Consider the following 24,126-nt stretch of genomic DNA (forward strand, 5'->3'; position numbering starts at 1 on the left):
GCTGTGCACCATGATCAGGTTGTTTCCTGGCGTCACTCCGCAGCGAGCAATTGGCGCGCTTAATGAGGCTGTTCGTGCGTTAGAAAATGCCAGAGGCAGCGCCACGGACGGAATCACGCTATTCAATGCATACCAAGCATGGGCCGCTGAGCAAATGCGCCAGCTCCTAGGCATCGTTCTGCCCGACGAGGTGGACCGTTTGGTGACCACGCCATGGCACTGGGCCACCTTCACCATTGACCTGAGCCAACCCGGGGGAACGACACGGACCCTGATCGACACACTGGTCAACGAAGCAATCCTTCGTCTTCAGCGTGAGGCAAGCGCGATCCGCGACGAGTCGGCTCGCTGGCTCGATGGGGATGCCGTAGCAGCCGTCCTAGACACAAACGTGCTTCTCAGTGACGCTGAAAATCTCGAATCGATTGATTGGAATGCGATCATCGACATCAGGAATCCCACCCCCATCCTGCTGGCGATCCCGATGGCAGTGGTCGACGAGCTGGATCGACTCAAACAGGACGGCAAGCCGTGGAACCCTGACGGGAAGAAGGACGAAGCATCATCAGGCCGGCCTTCCGCCAAGCCCGAGCTTGTGCGTCACAGGGCGCGAAAGGCACTGCGGAGTCTTGAGGCCCATCTCGAAGACCTTCAGACAGCGCGGCAGCTCAGTTCTTCCGTCGAGCGAGTTGTTCCCTCGCCTCTTTGGCTGACTCTCATCCGACAGGATCTTGGGCACGTCCCTTTGGCTCATACGGACTCTGAGATTATCGACCGAGCTCTTTCGGTGGTGCCCTTTGTCCAGTCGGTTCATCTCGTAACCTCGGACACGGGGATGCTGTTTCGTGCCCGACAGGCGGGGCTGCTTGCCGCTCATCCTCGTTGCAAACTGTGATCGCTCGGGCCAGACAGGCCAGCTGGATTCCGCGTGTCCAAGAACACGGGGCAAGGCCCCTCGATTCAAGCTGAGGGGCGTCACCCGACTACCGAACTGGGGCCCCTGATCCGCCGGCTGTTAAGTGAACTCAGCCTCGAAGGAGAGGATCCCACGGATTCCCGCTTACGAGCCCAGACTCTACGAACCGGAAGCTGGGTCTCAAGGCGAGTGGATCACTCCGTCGGCAGTTGGGCGAGTGCGCGGACACCGGCGATGAACTCCTCACGTTCCAGCCGGACATGACTCTTTCGAGGAGCCTGGCCGCTTTTACGAAGTTCTTCGATCTTGAGCTCGATGAGGGTCGGTGGGACCAAACGTGGCCTGGTCCGGTTCACCCAAGGCCAACGATCAGCATCCTCCCCATCCCTTTCGGCGGCCCATTCGACGTAGTCCTGCGGACGGAACTCTGCCTCGGTGATTACTTCGACGACGGCGTAGCAATCCTTCGTGTCGTTCGCGCAGATGAATACCAAGTCCCCACGGCTGAAGCTCGGCTTCCCCTTCCTCTCCTCGCCCTTCTTCGGGCTCGCGAACCAGGACTCCTGCCGCCACCCATGAAGAACCGGCTCGCCGTGCTCGAACTTCACCCAGAGAGATCGCCCTGGTTCCCGAGCATCGGCCAGGAGTCGTTCGACGACAATGAGTGCTGAGTCATCGTTCTGACCCCTCAGTATCGGAGCGGGCGTCGGTAGCTTCTTGGCTTGCTCGGCCAATTCGTCGAGATCGCCCTTCGACATGGGTCGGAAGGGCCAGCTGGAGATCGTCTTCCGGGCCTCCTCGATCTGACTACAATCCAGCTCGACACCAAGCTCACGATTCGCATTCACCGAGCTACCCAATCCGGCCCCAGTGAGGTTCGCCGATCCGAGCATTCCTCGTCTCCCCAGAATGAAGCATTTGGCGTGAAGCCGGTCAACGTAACGGACCTCGACTCCCGCGTTGAGCATGAGCACCATTCCCGGGACCGAGAGGAACGCGCTAGCGACGGCGAACGGATCCAGCGTCGTGTAGAGGGTCCATGAGCGGGAGGACCCGATCGCCGCGTCGGCGATGCTCCTGCATACGACATAGGAGAGGTAGGGGCTCGTGAGGACGACATCGCCGTCGGGATCCGCAAGGGCCGAATACAGCCAGTCCGAGGCGGTGTCGAGTAGTCGCAGTTGAGGGGTCATGTAGCCAGCCTAATGAGATCCTCCGACAGGTCCTGGAGCCGGCGAATCGGAAAAGCGCCGCACCGCTCCAGAAGGCGGCCTGCGAGGCTCGATCTGTGCACGATGCTGACCGAGCATGAGAAATGTCAGACCCTTAGGTAAGTATTGGTCCATGACTATTCCGAGCATTCCTTCATCGCTCGCCGAGGCCCTTGAGGGTGAAATTCGGCCTCAGAGCTCTTTCCCGTGGACCCGGGAGCCGTGGCGCAAGCACTGCCATGATCTTCCGGAGGTACTCTCGCTCCTTGAGCGCCTTCCCGAGCGTGTGAGCCGAGAGACGACACAGGCGACCGTTACCGAGGAACTTGACGCCGGTCGTGTCCTCCCGGCTTTTGTCGCCGTGATGGTGTGGGGTTGGGGGCCAGGCGGTCTTGGTGCTCTCCGTACACGCTGGATGCTTACTCAAACCACAGACACCTCGGCCGACGTCACCTCCCTGCCCATCGATCCGGTCGTTGCGGTCAAGCTTGAGGCGGCGGTCAAGTCCGTGCGGAACGACGGCGCTCGGGATGCGTTCTACCTGATGAACAACGAGGGCGCGCTCCGTAATCTTGGCCCGTCGTACTTCACGAAGTGGCTCTACTTCTGCTCGGCGGTCGACGGGGCCGACAGCTCCGACGCTGCTCCCATCTTTGACAAGCAGATCGTCGGATGGCTCAAGAGCGCCGCCGAGGTCTCCCTGGATAGGACCAAGACGCCCTCCTATGAGCGTTACCTCGCAATCCTGGAGGAATGGGGCCGTCCGTATCATCGGACGCGTGCACAGGTCGAGACGGAGATCTTCCGGCTGGCGGCCGGCCGGGGATGAGATGACGAGGAGGGCCTGACCTGTTGTCAAGCGGCGCGGCACTGCATTAGTGTCAGTGGCCGCATATATCGTGGGACACGCAAATACGCACGGAATGTAATCGCGCCCCAAGCGCGGAGGAGACAAGCACATGGCGAAACCCGCAACGAAGCCGAAACCAACGAAGTCGCTGGAGCAGACGCTGTGGGAAGCCGCCGATAAGCTGCGCGGGAACCAGGAGCCGAGCGAGTACAAGCATGTCGTGCTCGGCCTCGTCTTCCTCAAGTACATCTCGGATCGCTTCGAAGAGCGCCGCCAGACGCTCAAGGCCGAACTGAGCGCCGACGGCATCAAACCGGAACGGCTCGCATCCTTCCTCGAGGATCGCGACGAGTACGCGAGCCACAGTATCTTCTGGGTGCCTGAGCTCGCCCGCTGGGGCTACATTCAGTCCGTCGCGAAGCTGCCCGACGTTGGCCAGCAGATCGACCAGGCGATGGATCTGATCGAGAAGGAGAACCCTTCGATTCGTGGTGTGCTGCCTCGTAACTACGGCCGCGATGGCCTCGACAAGCGCCGCCTTGGTGAGCTGGTCGACCTGATCGGCTCAATCGGGTTTACGACGAGCGACGACCATGGGGCCGATGATGTGCTTGGTCGGGTCTATGAGTACTTCCTTGGCCAGTTCGCGGGCAAGGAGACCGGCAAGGACGCCGGAGCGTTCTACACGCCGCGCTGGGTGGTCAAGCTGTTGGTCGAGATGCTTGAGCCGTACAAGGGGCGCGTCTACGATCCGGCCTGTGGCTCAGGCGGCATGTTCGTGCAGTCCGCCGACTTCGTGCAGGCTCACGGCGGTAAGCGCACCGACATCTCGGTCTACGGACAGGAATTCACCGACACCACTTGGAAGCTCGCCAAGATGAATCTCGCACTACGAGGCATCGAGGCCGATCTTGGTCCGCGTTCCGACGACTCCTTCCTGTCTGATCTGCATCCGGACCTGCGGGCTGACTTCATCATTGCAAACCCGCCCTTTAACGTTTCGGACTGGTGGGACGCGAAGCTTACCGACGATCCACGCTGGAAGTACGGCACTCCGCCCCAAGGTAACGCAAACTTCGCCTGGGTGCAGCACTTCATCCACCACCTCGCCCCGAAGGGAACCGCAGGATTCATCCTCGCGAACGGGTCGCTCAGCTCCAAGACCGGTGGCGAGGGAGAGATCCGCCGCAAGCTCGTTGAGGCCGATCTTGTCGACTGCATCGTCGCCTTGCCCGACAAGCTGTTCTTCAACACCGGGATTCCAGTCTCGCTCTGGTTCATCTCGAAGGGCCGCCACGGCAACGGTCACCGCAAGCGTGAAGGCGAAGTGCTATTCATCGACGCCCGCAAGCTCGGCTCGATGGTGAACCGACGACTGCGCGAGCTGACCGATGGCCCCGAGGGTGACATCCAGAGTATCGCGGGCTCGTACCACGCTTGGCGCAACCATGACGGGGGTTATGAGGACGTGCCTGGGTTCGTTAGGGCTGCATCGCTTGAGGAGATAGCGAAGCACGACTTCGTGCTGACTCCGGGTCGCTATGTTGGCACCGCAGAGGCCGAAGTCGACGACGAACCGATCGACGAGAAGATCGAACGTCTGACGAATCGATTATTCGAAGAGTTCGATCGCGGGCGTGAGCTGGAGGCAGAGGTTCGTCGGCGGCTGGAGCGCCTCCGATGACACTCCCCTCGGGATGGGAACGCCAGACGCTTGCCGATTTCATCGTGATGCAGCGTGGCTTCGACCTCTCCTACAAGAACCGGCGAACTGGGCGCTATAAAGTGCTCTCCTCGGGCGAGTCGCATGGCTGGCACGACGAAGCTCGAGTGCAAGGGCCAGGGTTTGTTGTCGGGAGGGCGACTAATATTGGACGTCCCACCTGGAGCGATGAAGACTACTGGCCGTTGAACACGACTCTTTTCGCCAAGGACTTCCTCGGGAATGATCCGAAATTCGCTTACTACTGGTTCCTGAGTAACGATCTCTCTGCATACAACTCCGGCAGCGTGCAGCCGATGTTGAACAGAAACTACATCGCAAATGTTCCGATCGATGTTCCCCCTGTAGTAGAGCAACGCGCGATCGCTGCGACGCTTGGGGCGATCGACGACGCAATCGAGTCCAATCGACGCGCGATCGCGACCTCAGAAGAACTCGCGCGTGCGCATTTCTCGCGCGCGTTCGACCTTGCGCAAGTTGAAGGCGGGGTGCCGCTAGCAGAACTCATCACCGTCAATCATCGACGCGTCCTACCAGCAGGTACACCGGCGACATATGTCGGCATGTCGTCTTTGCCTGAATTCTCAGCTGAGGTCTACGAATGGGAAGTGCGCGATGCCGGATCCGGTCAACGTTTCATTAACGGCGATGTGCTTATGGCGCGCATCACTCCATGCCTTGAGAACGGCAAGACCGCGGTCGTCGATATGCTCGATCTCGGCGAGGTTGGTTGGGGGTCAACGGAGTACGTTGTGCTGAGCCCCGCCGGACGATTCTCGACGGCGTGGATCTACTGCTTAGTGCGCGATGAGCGCGTTCGAGAGTTTGCGATTCAGAGTATGACCGGGACATCCGGGAGACAGAGGTTCCAAGCGGATCGCCTTCAGCAGTACAAGATCGCGCGCCCAACGAGCGATGATCTTGACAGCTTTAATGCGGTCGCAGAGCCCCTCTTTCGCCGAATGACGCAGCTCCGAGACGAGATTCGACGTCTCGCCGACCTCCGTGACACGCTCCTCCCGGAGCTCCTCTCAGGTCGCCTTCTGACCTATGCGGAGGCTACTGTCTAATGCCGATAACTGCGTGGGTCGCGATCTTAGGCGCTGGGTGCTCACTGGCGCTCGTCGTCGTCGTGGCCATCATTGCCGCGCGCGGGAAACCGGGCGAGCCATGGTTGCTGCGTGCACCGTTGCTCGGGTTAGTCCTAGCGGTACTGCTTGGCCTGATTTCGATCTATTCGTTGTTGCTGCTGTTTGCATTCGATGCTCCTGACTTCAAGCTGCCGGCCACTGCCAACGTATCCAACCCTGTCGTTGTTGCGGCGACATTGGTCGCTGGTGTGCTCACGGCAGCATATGCCGTACTCCGGCTACGTGCCCATATCGTGGCCGAGGAAAAAGGTCGAATCGACGCTCGTGGTGACTCTAGGGCCGATGACAAACATCGGAGCGATCTGGAGGTTGCGCTTATCGAGCGATTCGCGAAGGCAGTTGAGCTGCTCGCATCGGAACACGCCATCTCGAGAATCGCGGGTGCGCACCTGATTCTTGCGCTCGGCGATGAGTGGAAACGCGGAGCGCAACGCTGTCTCGACGTTCTTGTCTCGCATCTTCGAGGACTGCGGGAGAACTACTCGTTTGATGAAGAAGCGGGAAGTTCGTATGGCGTTCGCGAAGAAGTTCGTCTGATTACCACTGAAGTACTTCGACGGCTGTCCGAGTCTGGAGATCGGTGGGATGTTCGGGCCGGGGACTTCCGAGGCACGGTGCTCGGGGACGTGGATTTGACAGCAGCTACAGGTCTTGCGGAACTTGACTTCCGGGAATCGCGGATCCTCGGAGACTTGACTCTTTCGAGACTCGCGAGCCACGTGGTACCCCAGCTTGCAGGCCTGATCTGTGACGGCCATCTATCGGTTGAGTGGACGAAGTCTCCGGAAGCTGAACAGACGGAACTTCGAGATGAGATCGATCTTTCAGCATCAGCCGTTGGCGGGACGGTTGTCTTCTCAGGTGAGCAGCTGGATCGTGACCTGAAATGCTCGGATCTTCGCGTTGGAGGAGATTTCTCGCTTGCGTTCGAAGAGTTCGGATGTGACATCACTCTGGATGCAGCAGATATCCAAGGAGAGATCCGCATAGGGTCTACAGCGCTTAGCACCGCGTTCGGGGTTAGCGGCGAGCAGACCTCCCTCTCCCTCGCGGATGCGACCTTCTCCAAGCTCATACTTAGAAATTTGTCATCAGGCCCGCTGCTCAACCTGGCCGGCGCGAGCGGCGAAGTCGACCTCTCCGACTCCCGGTTCCCGTTTGAAGTCGTGGCTAACCGCCTTGAAGCCGGTACTGGACTGAACCTCAGACGAGCAAGATTCGAAGCAGCTCTGGTCCTTGATGGAGCTACGATCCCTGCCACCGTCGACGTGGAGGGGCTCGTGCTTTCGGCGTCTGCGCGGAGCGGCATTCAGTCGTCAGACTTCGCTTTTCGTGATCGCTTACTTGCTCCGATCGAGGTCGCGAAGCCCGTGCAGCGAGCGACTAGCGATTCCAAGTTCGACTGGCGGATGGCAATCGAGCCGCTACGAGATAGCGCAGATCCGAGCTTTGTGGAGGAGGTTGAGCGTCGACTTGCGCGCGCAGAAGTGGACCTCCCGCTTGACTGGCAGCAGAGGCCGACTTTCACTTCGCGCATCATGAGCGTTGTGTCTCGGGCGGCTGCCATGACCGACCAACCGGATGATGTTGCTCGATTAATGCAGGCCGCGCTGCGTGAGTCGCTCAGGCTGGCCTATGCAGAAAAGGAGTCAGTATGAGCTCGTTCAACGAGAATATCGTCGAGCTCGCGGCGCTTGAGTACTTCGCCGAATTAGGCTTCCACCGGCTCCACGGCCCAGACATCGCGCCGGGTGAACCCGCTACCGAGCGCGACTCCTACGAGGAAGTCTTCCTCTGGGGACGACTACAGGACACTATCCGACGGATCAACCCTGGGATCACTGCTGCGGTCGCTGACGAAGCGATCAAGCGGGTGCGGCGAGCGGAGTCGCAGAGCCCGATCGATGAGAACTACCGCCTGCACAAGCTCATGACTGAGGGTGTGCCGGTCGAGCATCGTGAAGCGGACGGGACGCTGCGCACCTCTCGGGTCTGGCTCGTAGACTTCGAGCAGCCATCGAACAATGACTGGGCAGCCGTTAACCAGTTCACGATCGTGGAGAATGGCAAGAACCGTCGTCCCGATATGCTCGTAATGGTCAACGGCATGCCGCTCGCGTTGCTGGAACTGAAGAACCCCGCTGCTGAGCATGCGACTTTGAAGTCCGCGTGGAATCAGGTGCAGACTTACCGGCGGGACATTCCGTCGGTGTTCGTGCCTAATGCTGTGACGATCCTCGCCGACGGTACCTCTGCGTCGATGAGCTCATACAGCGGCGGCTTTGAGCATTACGCGCCGTGGAAGACGGTTGAGGGGCGCGAAGTTGTCACTAGCCTCCCTGCCCTCGAGGTACTCCTCAAGGGTGTCTTCGAGCCGAAGCGTTTCCTTGATCTGTTGCAGAACTTCGTGGTGTTCAGCGACGAGACCGCGACTGATAAAGCCACTGGTCAGCCGGCTCGCGTGCTGGTGAAGCGCGTGGCGAAGTACCACCAGTACTGGGCCGTGAACGCCGCCGTCGAGTCGACCGTGCAGGCATCACGTCCGGACGGCGACCGCCGCGGTGGAGTGGTCTGGCACACCCAGGGCTCTGGAAAGAGCTTTGAAATGGTGTTCTACGCGGCGAAGATCATGCGCGATCCCCGCATGGTGAACCCGACGCTGGTCTTCATCACCGACCGCAATGACCTGGACGATCAGCTCTTCGGCGAGACTTTCGCGCCCGCGCGGATCCTTCCGGAGAGTCCGGTACAGGCGACGACTCGCACTGATCTGCGTGCGAAGTTGAAGCGCTCCTCGGGCGGCATTGTCTTCACGACGCTGCAGAAATTCGCGCCCGGCGAGGACGGTGACGCCAACCCGATGTTGACGGATCGCCGCAACGTGGTGGTGGTGGCGGATGAGGCGCATCGTTCGCAGTACGGCTTCAGCGAGAAGCTTGACCGGCACGGACGCCTGAAGGCCGGCCTGGCCAAATACATGCGCGATGCCCTGCCTGGGGCGACCTACCTTGGCTTCACCGGTACTCCGATTGAGTCGAACGACAAGAGCACCCGATCGGTGTTCGGTGACTACGTCGACGTTTACGATCTCACCCGCGCTGTCGAGGACGGTGCGACGGTCAAGATCTTCTATGAGTCCCGACTTGCGAAGATTGACCTCTCCGCAGAGGACTACGCGGCGCTTGACGACTTGGTCGAGGAGATCACAGAGACTGTCGAGGAAGATGCCGCTATGGCAGCGAAGTCGCGTTGGTCGCGTCTCGAAGCCATCGTCGGTGCAGACTCCCGCCTTGATCTGATCGCCCGAGATATCGTGGATCACTGGGAGAAGCGCCGCGAGTCGTTGTTCGGTAAGGGCATGATAGTGGCGATGAGCCGTCGCATCGCAGTGAAACTCTACGAGAAGATCGTGGCCCTGCGCCCGGACTGGCACTCGGACGACCCGGCGAAGGGCAGGATCAAGGTCGTGATGACCGGGTCTGCCGCCGACCCCGCTGAGTTCCAGCCGCACATCTACTCGAAAGACGTTCGCAAGAATCTCAAGCTCCGCGCCAAGAATCCAGACGATGAGCTTGAGCTCGTGATCGTGCGGGACATGTGGTTGACAGGTTTCGACGCCCCATCGATGCACTCGATGTACGTCGACAAGACGATGCAAGGCGCCGGCCTCATGCAGGCCATCGCCCGCGTGAACCGCACCTTCCGCGACAAGCCGGGGGGCCTGATCGTCGACTACATCGGCGTCTTCGCAAATCTCCAGGCTGCGCTTATGGAGTACTCGCCGTCCGACCGTGACCAGGCTGGCGTGCCGATCGACGAGATGGTGTCGGTGATGCTGGAGAAACATGACATTGTGCGCGGCCTGCTGCACGGCGTTCAGCACGACTCCTCACCTGCCCTCTCCGCGTCCCAGCGTCTGGCTGAGTACGCGAATGTACTCGACTTCGTTATGGCTGACCCCGACCGAACAAGTCGCTTTAACGATCAGGTGCTCGCACTTGCCAAGGCCTTCGCTCTGGCCGGTGCCCGCGATGAGGCGGCCGCGATCCGCAACGACGTACGGCTCTTCACCGACGTTCGCGCTGCGATCTTGAAGATCCAGAACCCTGACTCGGGACGAGGCGGCTCCGGTGCGGTCGAGATCGACACGGCGCTTGGACAACTGCTGAACGAAGCGGTCGCTGCGGATCAGGTCGTCGACATTTACAAGCTTGCTGGGGTGGAGACGCCGGAGCTGTCGATCCTCTCGGACGAGTTCCTGGACTCCTTGGCTGAGAAGGAGAAACCCAACCTGCAGATGGGACTGCTGCGGCGCCTTCTCAATGATCAGATCCGCACCGTGCAACGCACGAACCTCGTGCAGGCTCGGAAGTTCTCCGAGCTGCTGGACGAAGCGATCAACCGCTACACCAACCGGTCGCTCACCACGGCCGAGATCATTGCGGAGCTGGTGAAGCTCGCAAAACAGATGCGTGACGATCAGAAGCGCCACGACGCACTCGGCCTCCGTGAAGATGAGGTCGCCTTCTACGACGCCATCGTGCAGAGCGACTCGGCAGTGCTCGCGCTCGGCGACGATGTCCTCAAGGAGATCGCGCAGAAGCTTGTGAAGACCGTGCGCGAATCAGCCACCATCGACTGGAACCTCAAGGACTCAGTTCGTGCGGCGATACGATCAAAGGTACGACGGCTACTCGCTCGCTATGACTATCCGCCGGATGCTGAGGCGAAGGCGATCGAGTTGGTGCTCGAGCAGGCGGAGCTGTTCGCTGCGAATGGAACGGGGGCGTAGTTCAGGCTTTTCGTTGCTACCCGGCCAATCAATCAGTCGGTCCCGTTCGCCAAGCAAGGCACTGGCTCTATCAACCTCCTGGTCTTTGCGCTGCTCACAATCATTGCAGCAATGAGCCAAGTGTCACTCAACATCTACACATATACGTCAATCCATCGTCTTGATATAATGGCGCTCAATGAGCGGATACCGATGGAGCCAGCAATCACATGAATCTTGAGAGATTTGGACCATTTTCTGTTGCCCCGAGCCAGATTTCCAGGCTCAGTCCCACGCTTTTCACGTCATTTGTAAATGAGCTTCTCGACGTAGAGACAGCGGCGGCTGGTATGTCTCGAGTGAATCTAACCACCACTTATCGAGACAATGTTCCTGACGGTGGAGTGGACGAAGGTATCCGACGAGCTCAGTCTACTTCATGGATCCCTGATGGTGATTCAGCGTGGCAGTTCAAAAGCGGAAACCCCTCACCGGCTGCGTGTGCCGCTGAAATTGCGAAGGCCTCTACTGCGCTCGAAATAATTCGCAGCGGAGGTAAGTATCGCCTGGTTGTAGGCGTCGACATTAATGAAAAACTTGTTAATGCTCGACGAAAGAAAGTGATCGCTAAATTAGTTGAGCTGGGCATTCCAGTTCTCGATGACACTGTTGAAGTCCTCAATGCTAGCGCCCTTGCTAGCTGGGCGGAAAGTCATCCCTCGCTTGCAGTCTCTCCGCTTCTGAGTGGCATCGGTCAGGTCGGCCAGAGTTTTGACGCGTGGACCCTATCCAACCGTCAGCAGGCAATATGGGTGAGCTCCCCGTCACGTCAGTCGGTGATCGATAGCATTCGCAACCTCGTCCAAAACAGCGATCACCTCGACATGCGGATAGAGGGGGTGAGTGGTGTTGGGAAGACGAGGGTCGTCATGGAAGCCCTCCGAGGAGAGGCTGCGGCAAAACTCGTCGTTTATGTGCATGCGGCGGACGCTCTTGCGCCCACGATGATTCATCACCTTCTTGCTCAAAACCGTGCAGCAGTGATAGTAATCGACGAATGTAGTAGTAGGAAGCACGAAAGCTTGGCGGGGCTCATTCCCACTGCAAGCAGTCTTCGCCTTATTACTATGGGAGAGCCGGACTCGTATTACGGCCAATCGCCACGGTTTGTACTGGCACCTCTCGATTCCGAATCTATGGATAAACTTTTACGAGAAAATCAGCCAAACCTTTGGCCGGAAGCTAGACGCGTGGTCGTTGAAGCTGCCGGCGGGAATGCTCGTTTAGCCTTGCTCCTTGCGAAGGGTGTCATGCAGCAGCCAAATGCATCGGCATCGGATCTCATCACGTCCGACACAATAAGAGCGTTTATCACGCAATCCTTGCCCGATGGTACGACTTTTTTAGCTTGTAGCGCACTGGCGCTATTCACCAGGCTCGGCTACGACAAGGAATTATCAAGCGAACTCGAGCTAGTCGCTTCGAGTCTTGGATTTTCAGACCAAGAAATGAAAAGTGCCGTGCTGGCTTTAAAAGAGGCGGGGTTGCTCAATACGCAGGGGCGCTATCGAAGTGTGGGACCTCATCCTCTTGCCGTCTATCTGGCAGCTCGGGGCTGGGAACATTTCGGTGATCAGATCGTAACTCGTCTACTCCCGTCCCTGAGCGCAGACATGGCCGAACGCCTCTTCCGGCGAGCAGCTGACATCGGGGACTTTACCCCTACTCACGACGCGATCATTAGAATCCTGAAGGCCGATGGCCCGTTCGCAAGCCTCGATTCGCTTTCGACCGAGAACAATGGTCGGGTACTCAGTCAGTTTGCTGTTGTCGCTCCCGACGAGGTATGCGAGCACCTTACGGCTCTCATAGAGAGGGCTAGCGAAGATGAGCTTCATGAACTAACGTCAATCCGTCGTGATTTGGTCTGGACGCTCGAAAAGTTAGTGTGGCACACCCGCAGCTTCGAACAAGCCGCTAATGCACTCCTTCGCTTGGCATTGGTCGAAACCGAGCAATACAGCAACAACGCAACCGGGACTTGGGTCGAGCTATTTGGTCTGATGCTACCCGGAACCGCTGCCCGTCCGGCGGATCGCATGACCTACCTTCGCGCCCTGGCGCTGGCGCAAGACTCGCGGATACGATCCCTTGTTGTCAATGGCGCCGCCCATGCCCTCTCAATACACGAGTCCATTATGGTATCGGGAGAAGTTCAGGGCGGCGTTGTAGTTGAGCGGAGGGGCACTCCGGCGACGTATGAAGAAGCCCTGACTTATCGTAAAGAAGCAATTGATTTGCTTCGGTCTTTGGCGACAGACGTCGATGAAGCGATATCGAAAGCGGCCACCAAGACGCTTCTCGGGGCAATCCATCCGTTCCTTGAGGACCAGATGCTTCGAGATCACCTTGGGGAGGCTCTCCTGACTTTGCCCTCGGAAAGCTTGCCTCTCGTTCGGACAGCGATTAGCAGTCTTGGCGCTCTATTTGATCGAGTTGAGGATGCATCAGCTAGACGCGAGGCGCTTGACGCATTGGAGAAGAAGCTTCCGTTGGCGTCAGATCTGGATACTCTCAAAACCCTTGCTCACACGCCTCGCTGGGACCTTCCTGACGGTGAGCTGCTTCGCAGAATCGTGAAGACGGCTCAGGCACTGTCACGTGACAACGGAGTGCAGGCTTTGCTGCGACTTCTCGAAGCCGCTATCCCCGCCGCCTTTGAAGTCGGCCACGCCATCGCAGACCTGGCTGGTCGGGATGAGACGACACTCAATGAGTTGGTCACTCTTGCAGTTGATGAGAACTCTGCCGCTTTGGTCGGTTTCCTTTGGGGCCGTGTTGAGGCTGGCGATGACGCCGCCTTTGATAGCGCACTCGATTCGGCACCCATCAAAGATCTGTCCGACGATTTTCGTTTAATGCTAACGATCAGAGGGCCACGTTCAGACCGCGCCTGGGATCGCGCCATGAGATTGGTTCGCGACGTGCCAGTACGCGTCGGCGCCCAGAGCTTGTTCGGCTGGCATGTCGGATTGAGCGCCGATCAACTCGGCTTGCTTTTGTCAACATGGGCGCCTCGGATTGAATCCCAAGAGGACTACAACGCAACCACAGACTTTCTCTCGATGGCCTTACACGGCGTCAGTGATGGATGGGATGAACAACTTGACCCAGAAATAGCCACGCTGGTCGCCCGACGCAGCGAGTTTCCTCAGCTTGGACAACAGTCATGGAATTGGGCCCAGCTAGCAAAGCGGCAGATCGACCATCAGCCCGACGTGCTTCTAGAACTGTTGCTTGATTTCATTGAAAACGACGTGATGCATGTCTTCGATGGGACAGAAGAGTCAAGCCTTATCCGTGTCGCCATGCAGAATGCGGGTGACGCTGGCCAAGCAAGTCTTTTTAATCGCCTATCCGCAGGCTCGTGGCGCCTGCAGCTTAGTGGGCGAGGCTGGCTGATCGGTCTTGTGCCGGTGGAGAAGGTAGCCGAATGGATTGGTGCAGACGTGACGCGCGCTCGAGTCGTCGCATCCGTCACGTCACCCGGCGGAAGCAGCCCGACGCCGATCGGTCGATTCCTGCTCACGAACTTTGGGAATGATGAACGCGTGACCTCATCATTGGCGGGAGAGTTCATCAGCGGCTTTTGGAGCGGTAACGAATCCGATCGCATTACAAGCCAAATTGAGCAGCTCTCAATATGGCTAACAGACCCTGAAGAGGCTGACGGAGTAAAACGCTGGGCACGCAAAATGAAATCCTCGCTTGAGAAGCGCCGCACCGAAGCACTGGAACGAGAAGCCGAACAGGGTTTCTAGACTTCAGGCAGCAACGCATGGCTTGCAACCTCCTCATATTCTCGCCCAATGCAACGGGCGAGAATGTGAGGAATCAATGCCAAGAGTCACGCAACGTGATCAGTATGAGCGGCACCTGTTTTTACGGATGCTGTGGGTAAACAACGGGGCCGTTTTCGCGCAGCTCAGGGCCGCGGATCAGTGGAGGGTTCACTCCTTCTACCAGCCAGACGAAGAGCTGAGCCCCCGGGAGTTCAAGGCACATCTTCGCCGGGTGAAGTTGGGGCGACCTGGGCTGGTGCATGTTGCCGGAAAGTTGTTCCTGCGGCTGCACGATCAGTTTGTTGAGATGGAACGCAGGCGCCGGCTGGCGGCCATCGCCAAGCCCGCCCTGCCGGTACGGCCACGGAGACAAAACAAGTACCGCCGCATTGTGGTGTACGGAGTTGTGCGACCACGACCAGACCTGCAGAAACTGGTGGCTGCCGCTAAAGCCTTAGTTCGTGAGCAGGTGCGCCAGAAGGAAGCGTCACCCGATCAGCAGGATATCGATACTCTCTCCTAAGCCGCACTGTTAATAAGGAAGGTACGGACGGTGCCGTAGCTGCAGCCAACCTTGGCAGTAATACGGCGCATACCCATACCCTGTTGTCGCAGGTGGAGGACTTCCCGCTCTTTGCCTGGCGTGAGGCCATACTTTCTTGGCTCGACGCCGTGGCTTGCCAGGAGGCGAAGAAAAGTGGACTTGGCCATACCCTGCTCTTTGGCCAGTTCAAGTGAAGATTCGCCGGCTTCGTAGCGGGCCACAAGAGCAGCTAGTTCGTCCGGCTTGAAGCGGTCGGACACACGATAGCGCTGGCGAACGGACACTGGCCTGGTCTGCGTGGTATCCACGACTACTCGGGAAATCGCGACCTCTAGGGCCTCCAGTTGAGCCAATTTGTGGCAACTATGCTTCGAATACTCTGTAAGCACCTCGACGGTGTGGACGTGAAACGGCACATGACAACCTGGACCACTGCGCTGGCCGTGTTGGGCTCATGGCTCCATGGAGTCGTATCAGCGATCCAGGTGGCCCACACTTTTGCCGTCTCACGGCCGGCAGCGTCTCTGCGCTCAATTGGTGGAGCGCGTGCCTGAAAAACACGAGTTTCCTAGTTCAAGTCCGGGGTGAGCACGACGGGGGTAGCGACGCCACCGTTGCTGCGGTGGTCGAAATAAGCAGGCCTGTCATGCCGGTGCGGAGAAACGGCGCCCCCAATACCTCCGAAGTAAAACCTGTGACATGCGGTCCTCCGCGGTAACGAGATCCCGGCAGGTGCTGGGCCTCGCTAAAGCTCTAGCCCGGCATTGTCGATGTGGTGTAGAAGGCAACGCGACAGTCTGCCAGTCTGTCATCGCGGGTTTGACTCCCGTCACCGACACGAAACACCAATGCGCGAGTAGCTCAGTGGTAGAGCATCGGCCTTCCAAGTCGAATGCCGCGAGTTCAAATTTCGTCTCCCGCCCTAGGTGCCCTGTGCACCTTTTCGCCTCCGTAACTCAGCGGGACAGCGTGCCGGCCTTCCGATCCGCAAGCCGCTGATTCGAATCCAATCGACGCACCCTCTGCAGCTAGAGATTTTCTTGCATCCGCCGGGTCGCCCGAGCGGCGATGACGTCATTGGGCTCCCGCCGGCTGCCTTTGAAACGATCCATCAGGTCATCCAGATAGATGAACGGGACCCGGTTAAAGCAGTTCGGGGCCGGGTTCCGCGGTTTCCGGCTCGTTGGGGTTGGCCGCGTCTGTGTTGGCTGTGCCGGCATTGTTGCTGGTTTTGTGGATTGTCTTGGCGAAGTCCAGGAGGGTGGTGCTGAGGGTGGGTGGGGAGTTCGCTGGCTTGGAGGCCGTATTTGTTGAATTCGGTGGTGGGGAGTGTCCGGTGCCTGGCGATGGCGGCCGCGAACGTTGGCAGGTCCAGGGTCGGGTCGCGGCGTTGGCAGAGGGTGGTCAGTTGCTGGTGGGCGAAGCGGTGGCTGGTGATGATGGAGTAGGCGTCGAGGTCGTCGCGGGCGTATCCGCGTGTCTAGACGGCGAGCAGTTTGGATGCGACGGAGTCTTTCAGGGAGAGGATCGGTCCGAGGTCGATGATGGCGGGGGAGTTCTCCCACCAGTCCAGTCCGAGGTCGATGACGACGGCTTCTTCGTTGTGTCCTACGGTGATGCTGGCGAACTCTTCGTATTGTCGGGTGATCTCGACGGTGTATCCGGCGGTCTTGAGGGCGGCCGTCATTTTCTGTACTGATGCGGCGAAGGTTGCCGGGGTGTGGCGTCGGTGGAGGGCGAAGAGGTCGATGTCGTCCGAGAGGCGGTCGGTGATGCCGTGTTCGATCAGGGCCTGGCCGCCAGCGACGATGAAGCCGTCGGCTGCCAGGACTTCGAGGGCGATTTTGGCTGCTACGCGGTGAGTGTCGTCCATGATGGGTGTTCTTTCGCTTCGCGGGTGGCGGGGAGCTGGGGGAAGCTGGTTTCCCAGAGCTGCCTGCACCGGGCGGGCAGGATCATGGTCGGCCACAGTGCGGTCAGTCGTGCTGGGTGGACGATGCGGCAGATTTCCTCGATGGATCCGGAATTCTGCAGGGTGAGTTGGTACAGCACCGAGCAGCTGCCGTCGTCATCCACGGTGTAGCTTCTTTCCGGTCTCCAGTCCAAGTGCAGGGGGAGCTCCGCGGTTCCGGCGGCAGGACCGTTCAGGTCATCGAAAACGGCCGGGACCAGGTACACGAGGGAGTCGGCGATCGTGTGCCGGTGCTCGACCGGGGCTGTAATGTACTCGCGGAGCCGGATGCGGACGAGTTCGGACACCGAGGTGCCTTCCCGCATGGCTTTGTGCTGCGCTTCGTTCCACAGGTCATCGCTGATACGGATCGTGTGCCGCGGTGTCCCTGCTGACATGGCGCGTTCCTGCCTTCGAGAGGGTGTTATCTCAGGGTGAGAGGCGGCTGTTCGGCGTCGCGAGGTTGGCCCAAGCTGTGATGGCAGAGGGAGGAAACGGCCGAAGGGCCGCCGTATTCTCATCGCTGGCTTTTAGAAAATACCTGTACCCGGGTAGGATACAAGCATGTCCACCGTGTTGACGGATGTGCTCATCCAGAAGGTGAAAGTTGCTGGCGAGGCGGCCAATAAGGCGCGTCGGGAAATGGTTGCGGCTTCGGATAGCCGCGCGGAAGCTGTCTTTTCTTTGTGGGTCGAGGGCATGACGGTTCGGGGGATCGCCAAGGCGACGGCTGTCAGTCCTTCGGTGAGTCAGCGCCTGTTGGAGAAGGCCCGGGCCGGCCGGCCGGTGTTTGAACGGCGGGAGGAACGGGTGTCCTATGAGTTGCACCGGGCCGTTGCCGAGAAGTTGCGTGTCGATCCTCAGACTGTACGGAGCAAGGCGAAGGTGAACCTCGCCCGTCTTGCGACAAGGTCCCAGGGCTCCTTTGCCGAGGGATGGGTGAGTGAATGGTCGGCGTTGCTCGCTGGCCCGGTCGAGAACCTTATTGAGGTCATGCTCCGCCCGGACGAGCGGTCGATCGACCTGCGCCAGATGACGCCATTCGCCGGAGTACTGACAGATGAGGAGAGGCTTTTGGCCATTCACAAGGCTACGCGGCATGGATCGTAGCCAGCTGGAGCACGCCATCCGGGCTGCGACGGAAATCATCCGGCATGACACCGTCGTGATTATCGGCAGCCAGGCGATCCTGGGATCGTTCACGGAGGACGAGTTGCCGCTCGAGGCGACGATGTCCGAGGAAGTCGACGTCGCTCCGATGGAGGACGATGATGCCCAGTCGTTGGCGACTGAGCTGGACGCGGCCATCGGCTAGATGTCCTTCTTCCACGAAACACACGGGTTTTATGTCCAAGGAGTCGGCATGGACACTGCGGTGCTGCCCGAGGGCTGGACGGACAGGCTTGTGAGGGTCAATAACGCGAACACCAGAGGCCGGACCGGACTTTGCCTTAAACCGCACGACCTATGTGCGGCCAAGCTCGTCGCCGACCGGGCCAAGGACCGCGTCTTCGTGAACGCCCTCCTTGAGCATGGGCTGGTCGACGTGGACACGATTGCCGCGCGGCTTGAAACCGTCCGTAATGACGACATCCGTCGGGACCGGGCCCTGGCATGGGTGCGGAGCTCCGCTGGCCGCTGATAATCAGGCGACCGCGCCCTCCGAATCCCCGACGGCCGCCTGCGACAGAGCACCCGCGTTTCAGCTCCAACCCGTTCGCTCGGTTCCACGGCCCACGGTGACGTTGTCGTGCAGACTGCAAGGTCATGGGCGCTCCTGCACTTTGGGTCTATGAGATATACGAAGGAGGATCGCCGTGACCAGAATCGAGCCGACACATCTGTCGCGAACGGATGCATCGAGGACGAGTTGGCCTGATGCCGTTGCAACCGACGATAGAGCGACTGCCGCTTCTCCTAAAACGAGGGCGGCAGTCGGTCTGTGTTCTTCAAATTCTGTCAGAAAGGGGGTGTTGACAATGTCAACAGATTTGGCTTCGTACTGGGCCGTACATCGGCCGGACTGGCTCGGATTGCCTACGTTTTCGGGAGTTCCCAGTATTTTCAAGGCTTGGAATGCGGTTCGAGTCCCACCTCGGGCACAATGTTTCCGCAGGTCAGAGGCGTTTTGTTTCTTTGCTGTTGACAAAGCTTGACTTTTCCGAAGTTTAAGGTCAAAGACTTTCCTCTTTTTGGCGGCAGATCCGGTGTCGCAAGACGGGCCGGATGCGCTCGAACCTGGAGGAGTTGCCGCGGTAGCCACAACCGGTGGCAGGAGGGCCCCTGCTTGATGCTGCATCCGGGCACGCGGACCGCCGTTCCTTGAGCCCCTCAGGAGATCACTACAAACCCCTGAGGTTTTCCTTCCAAGATCTCAGGCTGGAAGGAACCCAAGGAGTTGGGATGGAGATGGCGGAGCGGCTCGTGTTGGGTAGCTGTCGAGCGACCGGCGAGTCCCAGGGCGCGGGTACGGAATGGACGGCGTCCAACGTCGAGAATGGTCTCTATGAAGACCGGGGACAACGTGCAGGCGAAGTCGCTGCGTAGGAATAGTGCCGGCGGCGGGGTTGCCGACAAGTTGGGCAACACGTATGAGTTGTCCTGGGCCGTCCACTACGCTTTGCGGTGTATTCAAGATGAGCGGCGCGCTATCACCCTAGAGGATCTCGATCCGGACCTGGCTGACGGTTCTGAGTTCACCTTCGTTGATGAATCCGGCACCGTAGCCGTCACGCAGGTAAAGCGTCAGCACAGCATCAACGATCACTGGACCGTCGCAGCCCTGCGGAGTCGCGGCATTTTCGCGGCTGCGGCGGGGCATGTCACTGGCGGCCGGGAGTATCACTTTCACTCAATGACACCGTGCGGGCGGCTACGCGTGCTGAGTGAGTGGGCGCGGCAGTCCACGGACCTTGGGCAATTCATAACGCACCAACTCACAGAACAGTTGAGTCCGGTATTCGATGAGCTGTCAGCTCCCGACATTTTTGGCAGCGCCGAGGACGCTTGGCAAGTGATGCGCGGCATGTGGTTCGAAGTCGGAGATGAACAGCAGCTGGGCAAGACGAACGCTATGATCGCCGCTACGGTGCTGGAGGGCGCCGCAGAGCCGCTGCTACCCGTCGCTGTCGGCGCAGTTTTGCTAAACAATCTCCGTAAGCGGCTCACGAGACGTGAATTGCTTGAAGGACTGGCCGTTCACGGCATCTTCGCCCGCAAGTCAACAGCGAAACGAACTGCTCATGATGAGGTACGCGCTACAACGGCGAGTTGGCGTCGTACCGTGGAGCGGGAGTTACTCAGACCAGCTATCCCGCGCAAAGAGTCCGCTGAGCTTATCGAGCTTATGAGCAGAACGCGCTTGGCGCTGGTGGTTGGCACTGGGGGCGGCGGCAAGAGTTCGGTCGTCTATCAGGCGGCCAAGGGTCTTGAATCGAAGGGCGCGGAAGTGCTGGCATTCCGACTCGACCGTCGCGGGGCGTTCAGTTCGACAGTGGAGTTGGGGGCGCAGCTGGGCTTGACTAGCTCGCCGGTTGCGTCGCTGCGGATGGCCGCCGACGGGCGCGAGGCTTTTCTGATCATCGACCAGCTCGACGCCGTGTCACTCGCATCGGGACGACTGTCCGAACGCTACGACGTCATCGAGGATCTGATCCACGAGGCTACGGAAGTCGAGGGTGTACGGGTCATCTTGGCCTGCCGCCTTTTCGATGTGGAGAACGATCATCGCATCCGCAGGCTTGATGCTCGAAGAGACGTTGAGCGCCTCACGGTCGAGCCTCTGCCGGATGAGGCCGTCACTGGTGCCGTAGAAGCGATGGGTTTAGACGCCACGGCGCTCACGTCGTCGCAACATGAACTTCTGAAATCGCCACTGAACCTCGTGCTCCTCGAAACTGTCGCGAGCCAACCTGGCGCGCTCAACTTCACCTCGCGAGGATCGCTATTCGAGGCTTTCTGGCAGCGCAAGCGCCAGGCCATCAACGACTATCGTCCAGATGTTCGCTTCAATGACGTGTTGGCGCGTATCGCCAACACCGCAAGCGATCAGCAGGCCCTGTCGGTCGCCATCGAGATCCTTGACCCCGGGGACTACATCCGTGATGCCCAGGTGCTGGCGTCTGAGCAAGTCTTGGCCATCGATGGTGATCGCGTCTCCTTCTTCCATGAAACCTTCTTTGACTACACCTTCGCGCGGCAGTGGTTGTCGCGGCAGCAGTCAATGGTGGAGTTCCTCGGCGCACAGGAGCAAGAGCTTTTCCGACGGGCTCAGGTGCGTCAGATTCTTGAACTGCTGCGTGAGCGTGATCCAGAGCGTTTCCGCAGGGAAGTCGAGGCGCTGCTGACCGGATCGGCCATTCGTTTCCACATCAAAGAAACGGTCATGATCGTTTTCGCGAACGTGAACGCACCGACGGATGAAGACCTGGACCTCGTTCTGCGAATCGGTGAGAGCGACTCGACCTTGGCCGGACGTCTATGGCAGCAAATAGCGCGCCCGAGCTGGTTCGACGTGCTTCACCAGCGCGGACTCATCGAGACATGGCTCGACAGTAACGATCAGGCCCAGCGCGAAAGAGGCATCACCTGGCTGGCAAACGCCGGAGCTGATCATGGCGCTCTAGTTGCGGAACTCCTCACAGCGAGACGGGATCTACCCGAATACCTCCTGTGGCTCCGATGGCTCTCGCAGCGCGCTGAGCTTCACCAAAACCGACCCCTATTTGATCTCGTGCTAAGCGCCGTGCGATTGGGAGACCTCGACCCGGCTGACAAAAACCTCTGGCTCTCGGTTCATGGCCTGGCCGCCCATGAACCAGTTTGGGCAATCAACTTGCTCAGCGCCTGCTTCATCGAAAGCCCGTCGGCGCTCGTGACGGGTCCAGACGGCAAAGTTAGCATTCTCGGTTTGCACGATTACAACGCTAGTGAGCTCATCAAAGAGACGAGCAAGGCGGAACCTCGAGCCTTTGCCGAAACCGTTGTGCCATATCTTCTCGCCGTTATGCAGGCGAGTTCCATGGAGGGGCGCCGCGACGGCCCACACTACGACCACCATTTCAGCCTCCGTCTGCGATCAGAAGCGGGGTTCGACAACGCTGACGATGCGCTCTACAACGGCGCGGCGGATGCGCTCGCCAGGTGGGCGTCAACCGAACCAGAGTCGGTCGAGCCGGTGCTTCGTACCCTCGCGGCAAACGACCACGCCTCCGCTCAAGCGTTACTATTCCGCACGCTCATCGCCGGCGCTGCGCACTTCACCGACTGGGCGGCGGAGTTGATCCTCGAAGGCGGCAGCCGTCTTGAAAGCGGTTATCTCTCAGACGTTCACTGGCTCTCTAGAGAGCTTGTGGAAGCTATCGCGCCGCTCATCTCCGAAGAGGTCCACGCCCGTCTCGAAGATGAACTGCGAGACCTCCGCAATCCATACGAACGCTTCCGCTCGTTTGGCTACACCGCCTTCAAGTTCTTGTCGGCGCTAGATAGAAACCGGCTTAGCTCCCTAGGTGCACGACGACTTGCCGAGTACCAACGGAAGTTCGGAGAGGAGGTTCCGCCGTCCCCGACTGGGATTATCAGCTACACCGTCGGCTCTCCGATCGGTGATGCGGCAACCGCGAGGATGTCGGACAAGCAATGGCTTCGCGCCATGGCCAAGCACGACAACGACCGCGATCGAGGCAGCTCGGTCGGCGGTGCCCACGAACTGTCGCAGACACTCAAGAACCGCACCAAAGAGGACCCTCAACGGTTTGCCGGCCTAGCGCTGCAGATAACGGCTACGACCAACCCGGCCTATTCCAGCGCCATCCTTTGGGGATTCGGTGAGGCGACAATCCCACCCACTGCCCAGCCGGCGATATTTGATGCCATTCGGCACATCATGAGCCTCGGACTCACCGACTGTGATCGCTGGCTCGGGTGGTCTGTGCGACGCCTCCTCGTTGAGACACCTCTCGACATCGTTGAGCTAGTCAGAGACCGGGCCCGGCATGCGCCAGACCCAAAGGACAACTCACCCGTCTTCACCCCACAAGATGAGGAACGCCGCGGTCGAGACCTGCGCCAGCACGGTATAAACACAGCAAGAGGCAGCCTCGTCGAAGAACTCGACGACCTCCTAGTTCATGACGTACACGGCGAGCGCACCGCGACGGTTAGCCCTCACCTGGTTGCGCTCGCCAGCGATCCGGTCCTCAGCGTCCGCTCCTGCGCTGCTCACACCATCGCGGCCTGCCTTCGACATGCACGGCCAACAGCCTATGAAGCATTTGAGCGCCTGATTGAGGCTGACGATATCCTGCTTGCCTCCGACCTAGTCGTCAATCTAATGATGTACATCGGCAACGTCGACCCAGAACGAATCGATCCAGTGATCGACCGGATGCTCGAATCACCTAACGGAGAGGTACGGAACGCAGGAGGTAGCATGGCTGCGTTCGCCGGCCTCCAGTGGGATCGTCCGCAGCTAATAGAACGAGCACTCGCTAGCGACATCGAGGTTCGGACTGGAGCGGCCGTCGTTTGCAGCGCCAGGGTGGACCGCGCCGCTAACTCAGAACTCGTTCTCGGCACCTTGCGCCAACTCATGCACGACGATGACGATGAGGTTCGCATGGCAGTGGGCGAGCTCGTCGGTCACCTCAGAGGGCGGAGTCTGCGTCCGTTCGCCAGTGTCCTTGCGGACCTGATCGCATCTCCGAGTTATGTTCACGCCACCCCGCAATTGCTGATCACCTTGCAAGAAGCCCCCGACAAGGTCGACGATCTTGTTGATCTCGCCGCACACCGCTTCCTCGACATTTACGGCGGCGAAGCCGCAGATATCCGAACTGGAGCAGCTGGCGACTCGCACTACATCGCAGACCTAGTGGTTCGAGGACTGGCACAGGCACTCGACAAGAAGCGCATCTCGGCACTGCTCGACATTCTCGATCGTATGGTCGAACTCGGCGTCTACGGAGTTGACCGAGCCGTGGAGCAATCGGAACGCCGCTAAAGCGTTAGCTCCGATCAAACATGAGAATGGATCGCCATTCGACGGTATGCTCTCGTACGCTGGCTAGCACGATAAAATTAGACATGACTGCAGCGGCGTATCATCTCACCCAACTCGGGGCTGTCGTTCGTGAAAAACGAAAGGCCTCGACGGACACACGGGACACA

The 24,126-nt window shown here is 59.4% G+C and carries 16 protein-coding genes and 2 tRNA genes; 14 read left to right on the top strand and 4 right to left on the bottom strand.

Annotated features, from left to right (window positions below; translation table 11 throughout):
• The first annotated feature begins 10 nt into the window (after window positions 1–10).
• Window positions 11–895, top strand: a complete 885-nt coding sequence (locus tag ACSKT0_RS09385) for a PIN domain-containing protein (protein WP_437773483.1) — start codon at window positions 11–13, stop codon at window positions 893–895.
• A gap of 215 nt (window positions 896–1,110) precedes the next feature.
• Here the strand turns inward: ACSKT0_RS09385 and ACSKT0_RS09390 are convergent, their stop codons facing one another.
• Window positions 1,111–2,109: a hypothetical protein gene (locus tag ACSKT0_RS09390; RefSeq protein ID WP_437773484.1), complete on the bottom strand. Its 999-nt coding sequence runs from the start codon at window positions 2,107–2,109 to the stop codon at window positions 1,111–1,113.
• Between the two features lie 151 nt (window positions 2,110–2,260).
• On the opposite strand from ACSKT0_RS09390, the gene ACSKT0_RS09395 reads away from it, so the two are divergent.
• The 7 genes from ACSKT0_RS09395 to ACSKT0_RS09425 all read left to right on the top strand — a co-directional run bounded on the left by ACSKT0_RS09395 (window position 2,261) and on the right by ACSKT0_RS09425 (window position 14,987).
• The gene (locus ACSKT0_RS09395) at window positions 2,261–2,956 is read left to right on the top strand and encodes an 8-oxoguanine DNA glycosylase OGG fold protein (protein WP_437773485.1); all 696 of its coding nucleotides are present in this window, start codon (window positions 2,261–2,263) and stop codon (window positions 2,954–2,956) included.
• Between the two features lie 130 nt (window positions 2,957–3,086).
• Window positions 3,087–4,661 carry a type I restriction-modification system subunit M gene (locus tag ACSKT0_RS09400; protein ID WP_437773486.1) on the top strand — a complete coding sequence of 525 codons (1,575 nt, stop codon included), beginning with the start codon at window positions 3,087–3,089 and terminating at the stop codon, window positions 4,659–4,661.
• On the top strand, window positions 4,658–5,770 hold the full coding sequence (locus tag ACSKT0_RS09405) for a restriction endonuclease subunit S (protein ID WP_437773487.1): 1,113 nt from the start codon (window positions 4,658–4,660) through the stop codon (window positions 5,768–5,770). Before ACSKT0_RS09400 ends, ACSKT0_RS09405 begins: the two co-directional genes overlap by 4 nt.
• Window positions 5,770–7,509: a hypothetical protein gene (locus ACSKT0_RS09410; protein ID WP_437773488.1), complete on the top strand. Its 1,740-nt coding sequence runs from the start codon at window positions 5,770–5,772 to the stop codon at window positions 7,507–7,509. Before ACSKT0_RS09405 ends, ACSKT0_RS09410 begins: the two co-directional genes overlap by 1 nt.
• Window positions 7,506–10,643: a type I restriction endonuclease subunit R gene (locus tag ACSKT0_RS09415; RefSeq protein WP_437773489.1), complete on the top strand. Its 3,138-nt coding sequence runs from the start codon at window positions 7,506–7,508 to the stop codon at window positions 10,641–10,643. Before ACSKT0_RS09410 ends, ACSKT0_RS09415 begins: the two co-directional genes overlap by 4 nt.
• A 209-nt stretch (window positions 10,644–10,852) precedes the next feature.
• Window positions 10,853–14,443, top strand: coding sequence for a hypothetical protein (locus ACSKT0_RS09420; RefSeq protein WP_437773490.1), 3,591 nt, complete (start codon window positions 10,853–10,855; stop codon window positions 14,441–14,443).
• Between the two features lie 76 nt (window positions 14,444–14,519).
• Entirely contained in the window at window positions 14,520–14,987 is a 468-nt protein-coding gene (locus tag ACSKT0_RS09425) for a hypothetical protein (RefSeq protein WP_437773491.1), read from the top strand.
• Here the strand turns inward: ACSKT0_RS09425 and ACSKT0_RS09430 are convergent.
• On the bottom strand, window positions 14,984–15,316 hold the full coding sequence (locus ACSKT0_RS09430) for a hypothetical protein (RefSeq protein ID WP_437773492.1): 333 nt from the start codon (window positions 15,314–15,316) through the stop codon (window positions 14,984–14,986). The genes ACSKT0_RS09425 and ACSKT0_RS09430 overlap by 4 nt on opposite strands.
• 458 nt (window positions 15,317–15,774) lie before the next feature.
• Here ACSKT0_RS09430 and ACSKT0_RS09435 point away from each other — a divergent pair.
• Window positions 15,775–15,846, top strand: a tRNA-Gly gene (locus ACSKT0_RS09435).
• Window positions 15,847–15,858: 12 nt separating this feature from the next.
• Window positions 15,859–15,930 (top strand) — tRNA-Gly (locus ACSKT0_RS09440).
• Between the two features lie 558 nt (window positions 15,931–16,488).
• On the opposite strand, the gene ACSKT0_RS09445 is transcribed toward ACSKT0_RS09440, so the two are convergent.
• Both ACSKT0_RS09445 and ACSKT0_RS09450 read right to left on the bottom strand, forming a co-directional pair.
• Window positions 16,489–16,881 carry a hypothetical protein gene (locus ACSKT0_RS09445; protein WP_437773493.1) on the bottom strand — a complete coding sequence of 131 codons (393 nt, stop codon included), beginning with the start codon at window positions 16,879–16,881 and terminating at the stop codon, window positions 16,489–16,491.
• Window positions 16,860–17,357 carry a hypothetical protein gene (locus tag ACSKT0_RS09450; protein ID WP_437773494.1) on the bottom strand — a complete coding sequence of 166 codons (498 nt, stop codon included), beginning with the start codon at window positions 17,355–17,357 and terminating at the stop codon, window positions 16,860–16,862. Before ACSKT0_RS09450 ends, ACSKT0_RS09445 begins: the two co-directional genes overlap by 22 nt.
• Before the next feature lie 166 nt (window positions 17,358–17,523).
• On the opposite strand from ACSKT0_RS09450, the gene ACSKT0_RS09455 reads away from it, so the two are divergent.
• From ACSKT0_RS09455 to ACSKT0_RS09470, 4 genes are all read left to right on the top strand, one after another.
• A complete protein-coding gene (locus tag ACSKT0_RS09455; protein ID WP_437773495.1) occupies window positions 17,524–18,069 on the top strand; it encodes a hypothetical protein in 546 nt (181 codons plus the stop codon).
• Window positions 18,059–18,274, top strand: coding sequence for a hypothetical protein (locus tag ACSKT0_RS09460; RefSeq protein ID WP_437773496.1), 216 nt, complete (start codon window positions 18,059–18,061; stop codon window positions 18,272–18,274). The genes ACSKT0_RS09455 and ACSKT0_RS09460 overlap by 11 nt, the downstream gene beginning before the upstream one ends.
• Before the next feature lie 48 nt (window positions 18,275–18,322).
• Entirely contained in the window at window positions 18,323–18,601 is a 279-nt protein-coding gene (locus tag ACSKT0_RS09465; protein WP_437773497.1) for a hypothetical protein, read from the top strand.
• Window positions 18,602–19,465: 864 nt separating this feature from the next.
• Window positions 19,466–23,959: an nSTAND1 domain-containing NTPase gene (locus tag ACSKT0_RS09470; protein WP_437773498.1), complete on the top strand. Its 4,494-nt coding sequence runs from the start codon at window positions 19,466–19,468 to the stop codon at window positions 23,957–23,959.
• Window positions 23,960–24,126: the final 167 nt, after the last annotated feature.

Source organism: Arthrobacter sp. KNU40 (assembly GCF_051515115.1).
In the GTDB taxonomy this organism is placed as follows: domain Bacteria; phylum Actinomycetota; class Actinomycetes; order Actinomycetales; family Micrococcaceae; genus Arthrobacter.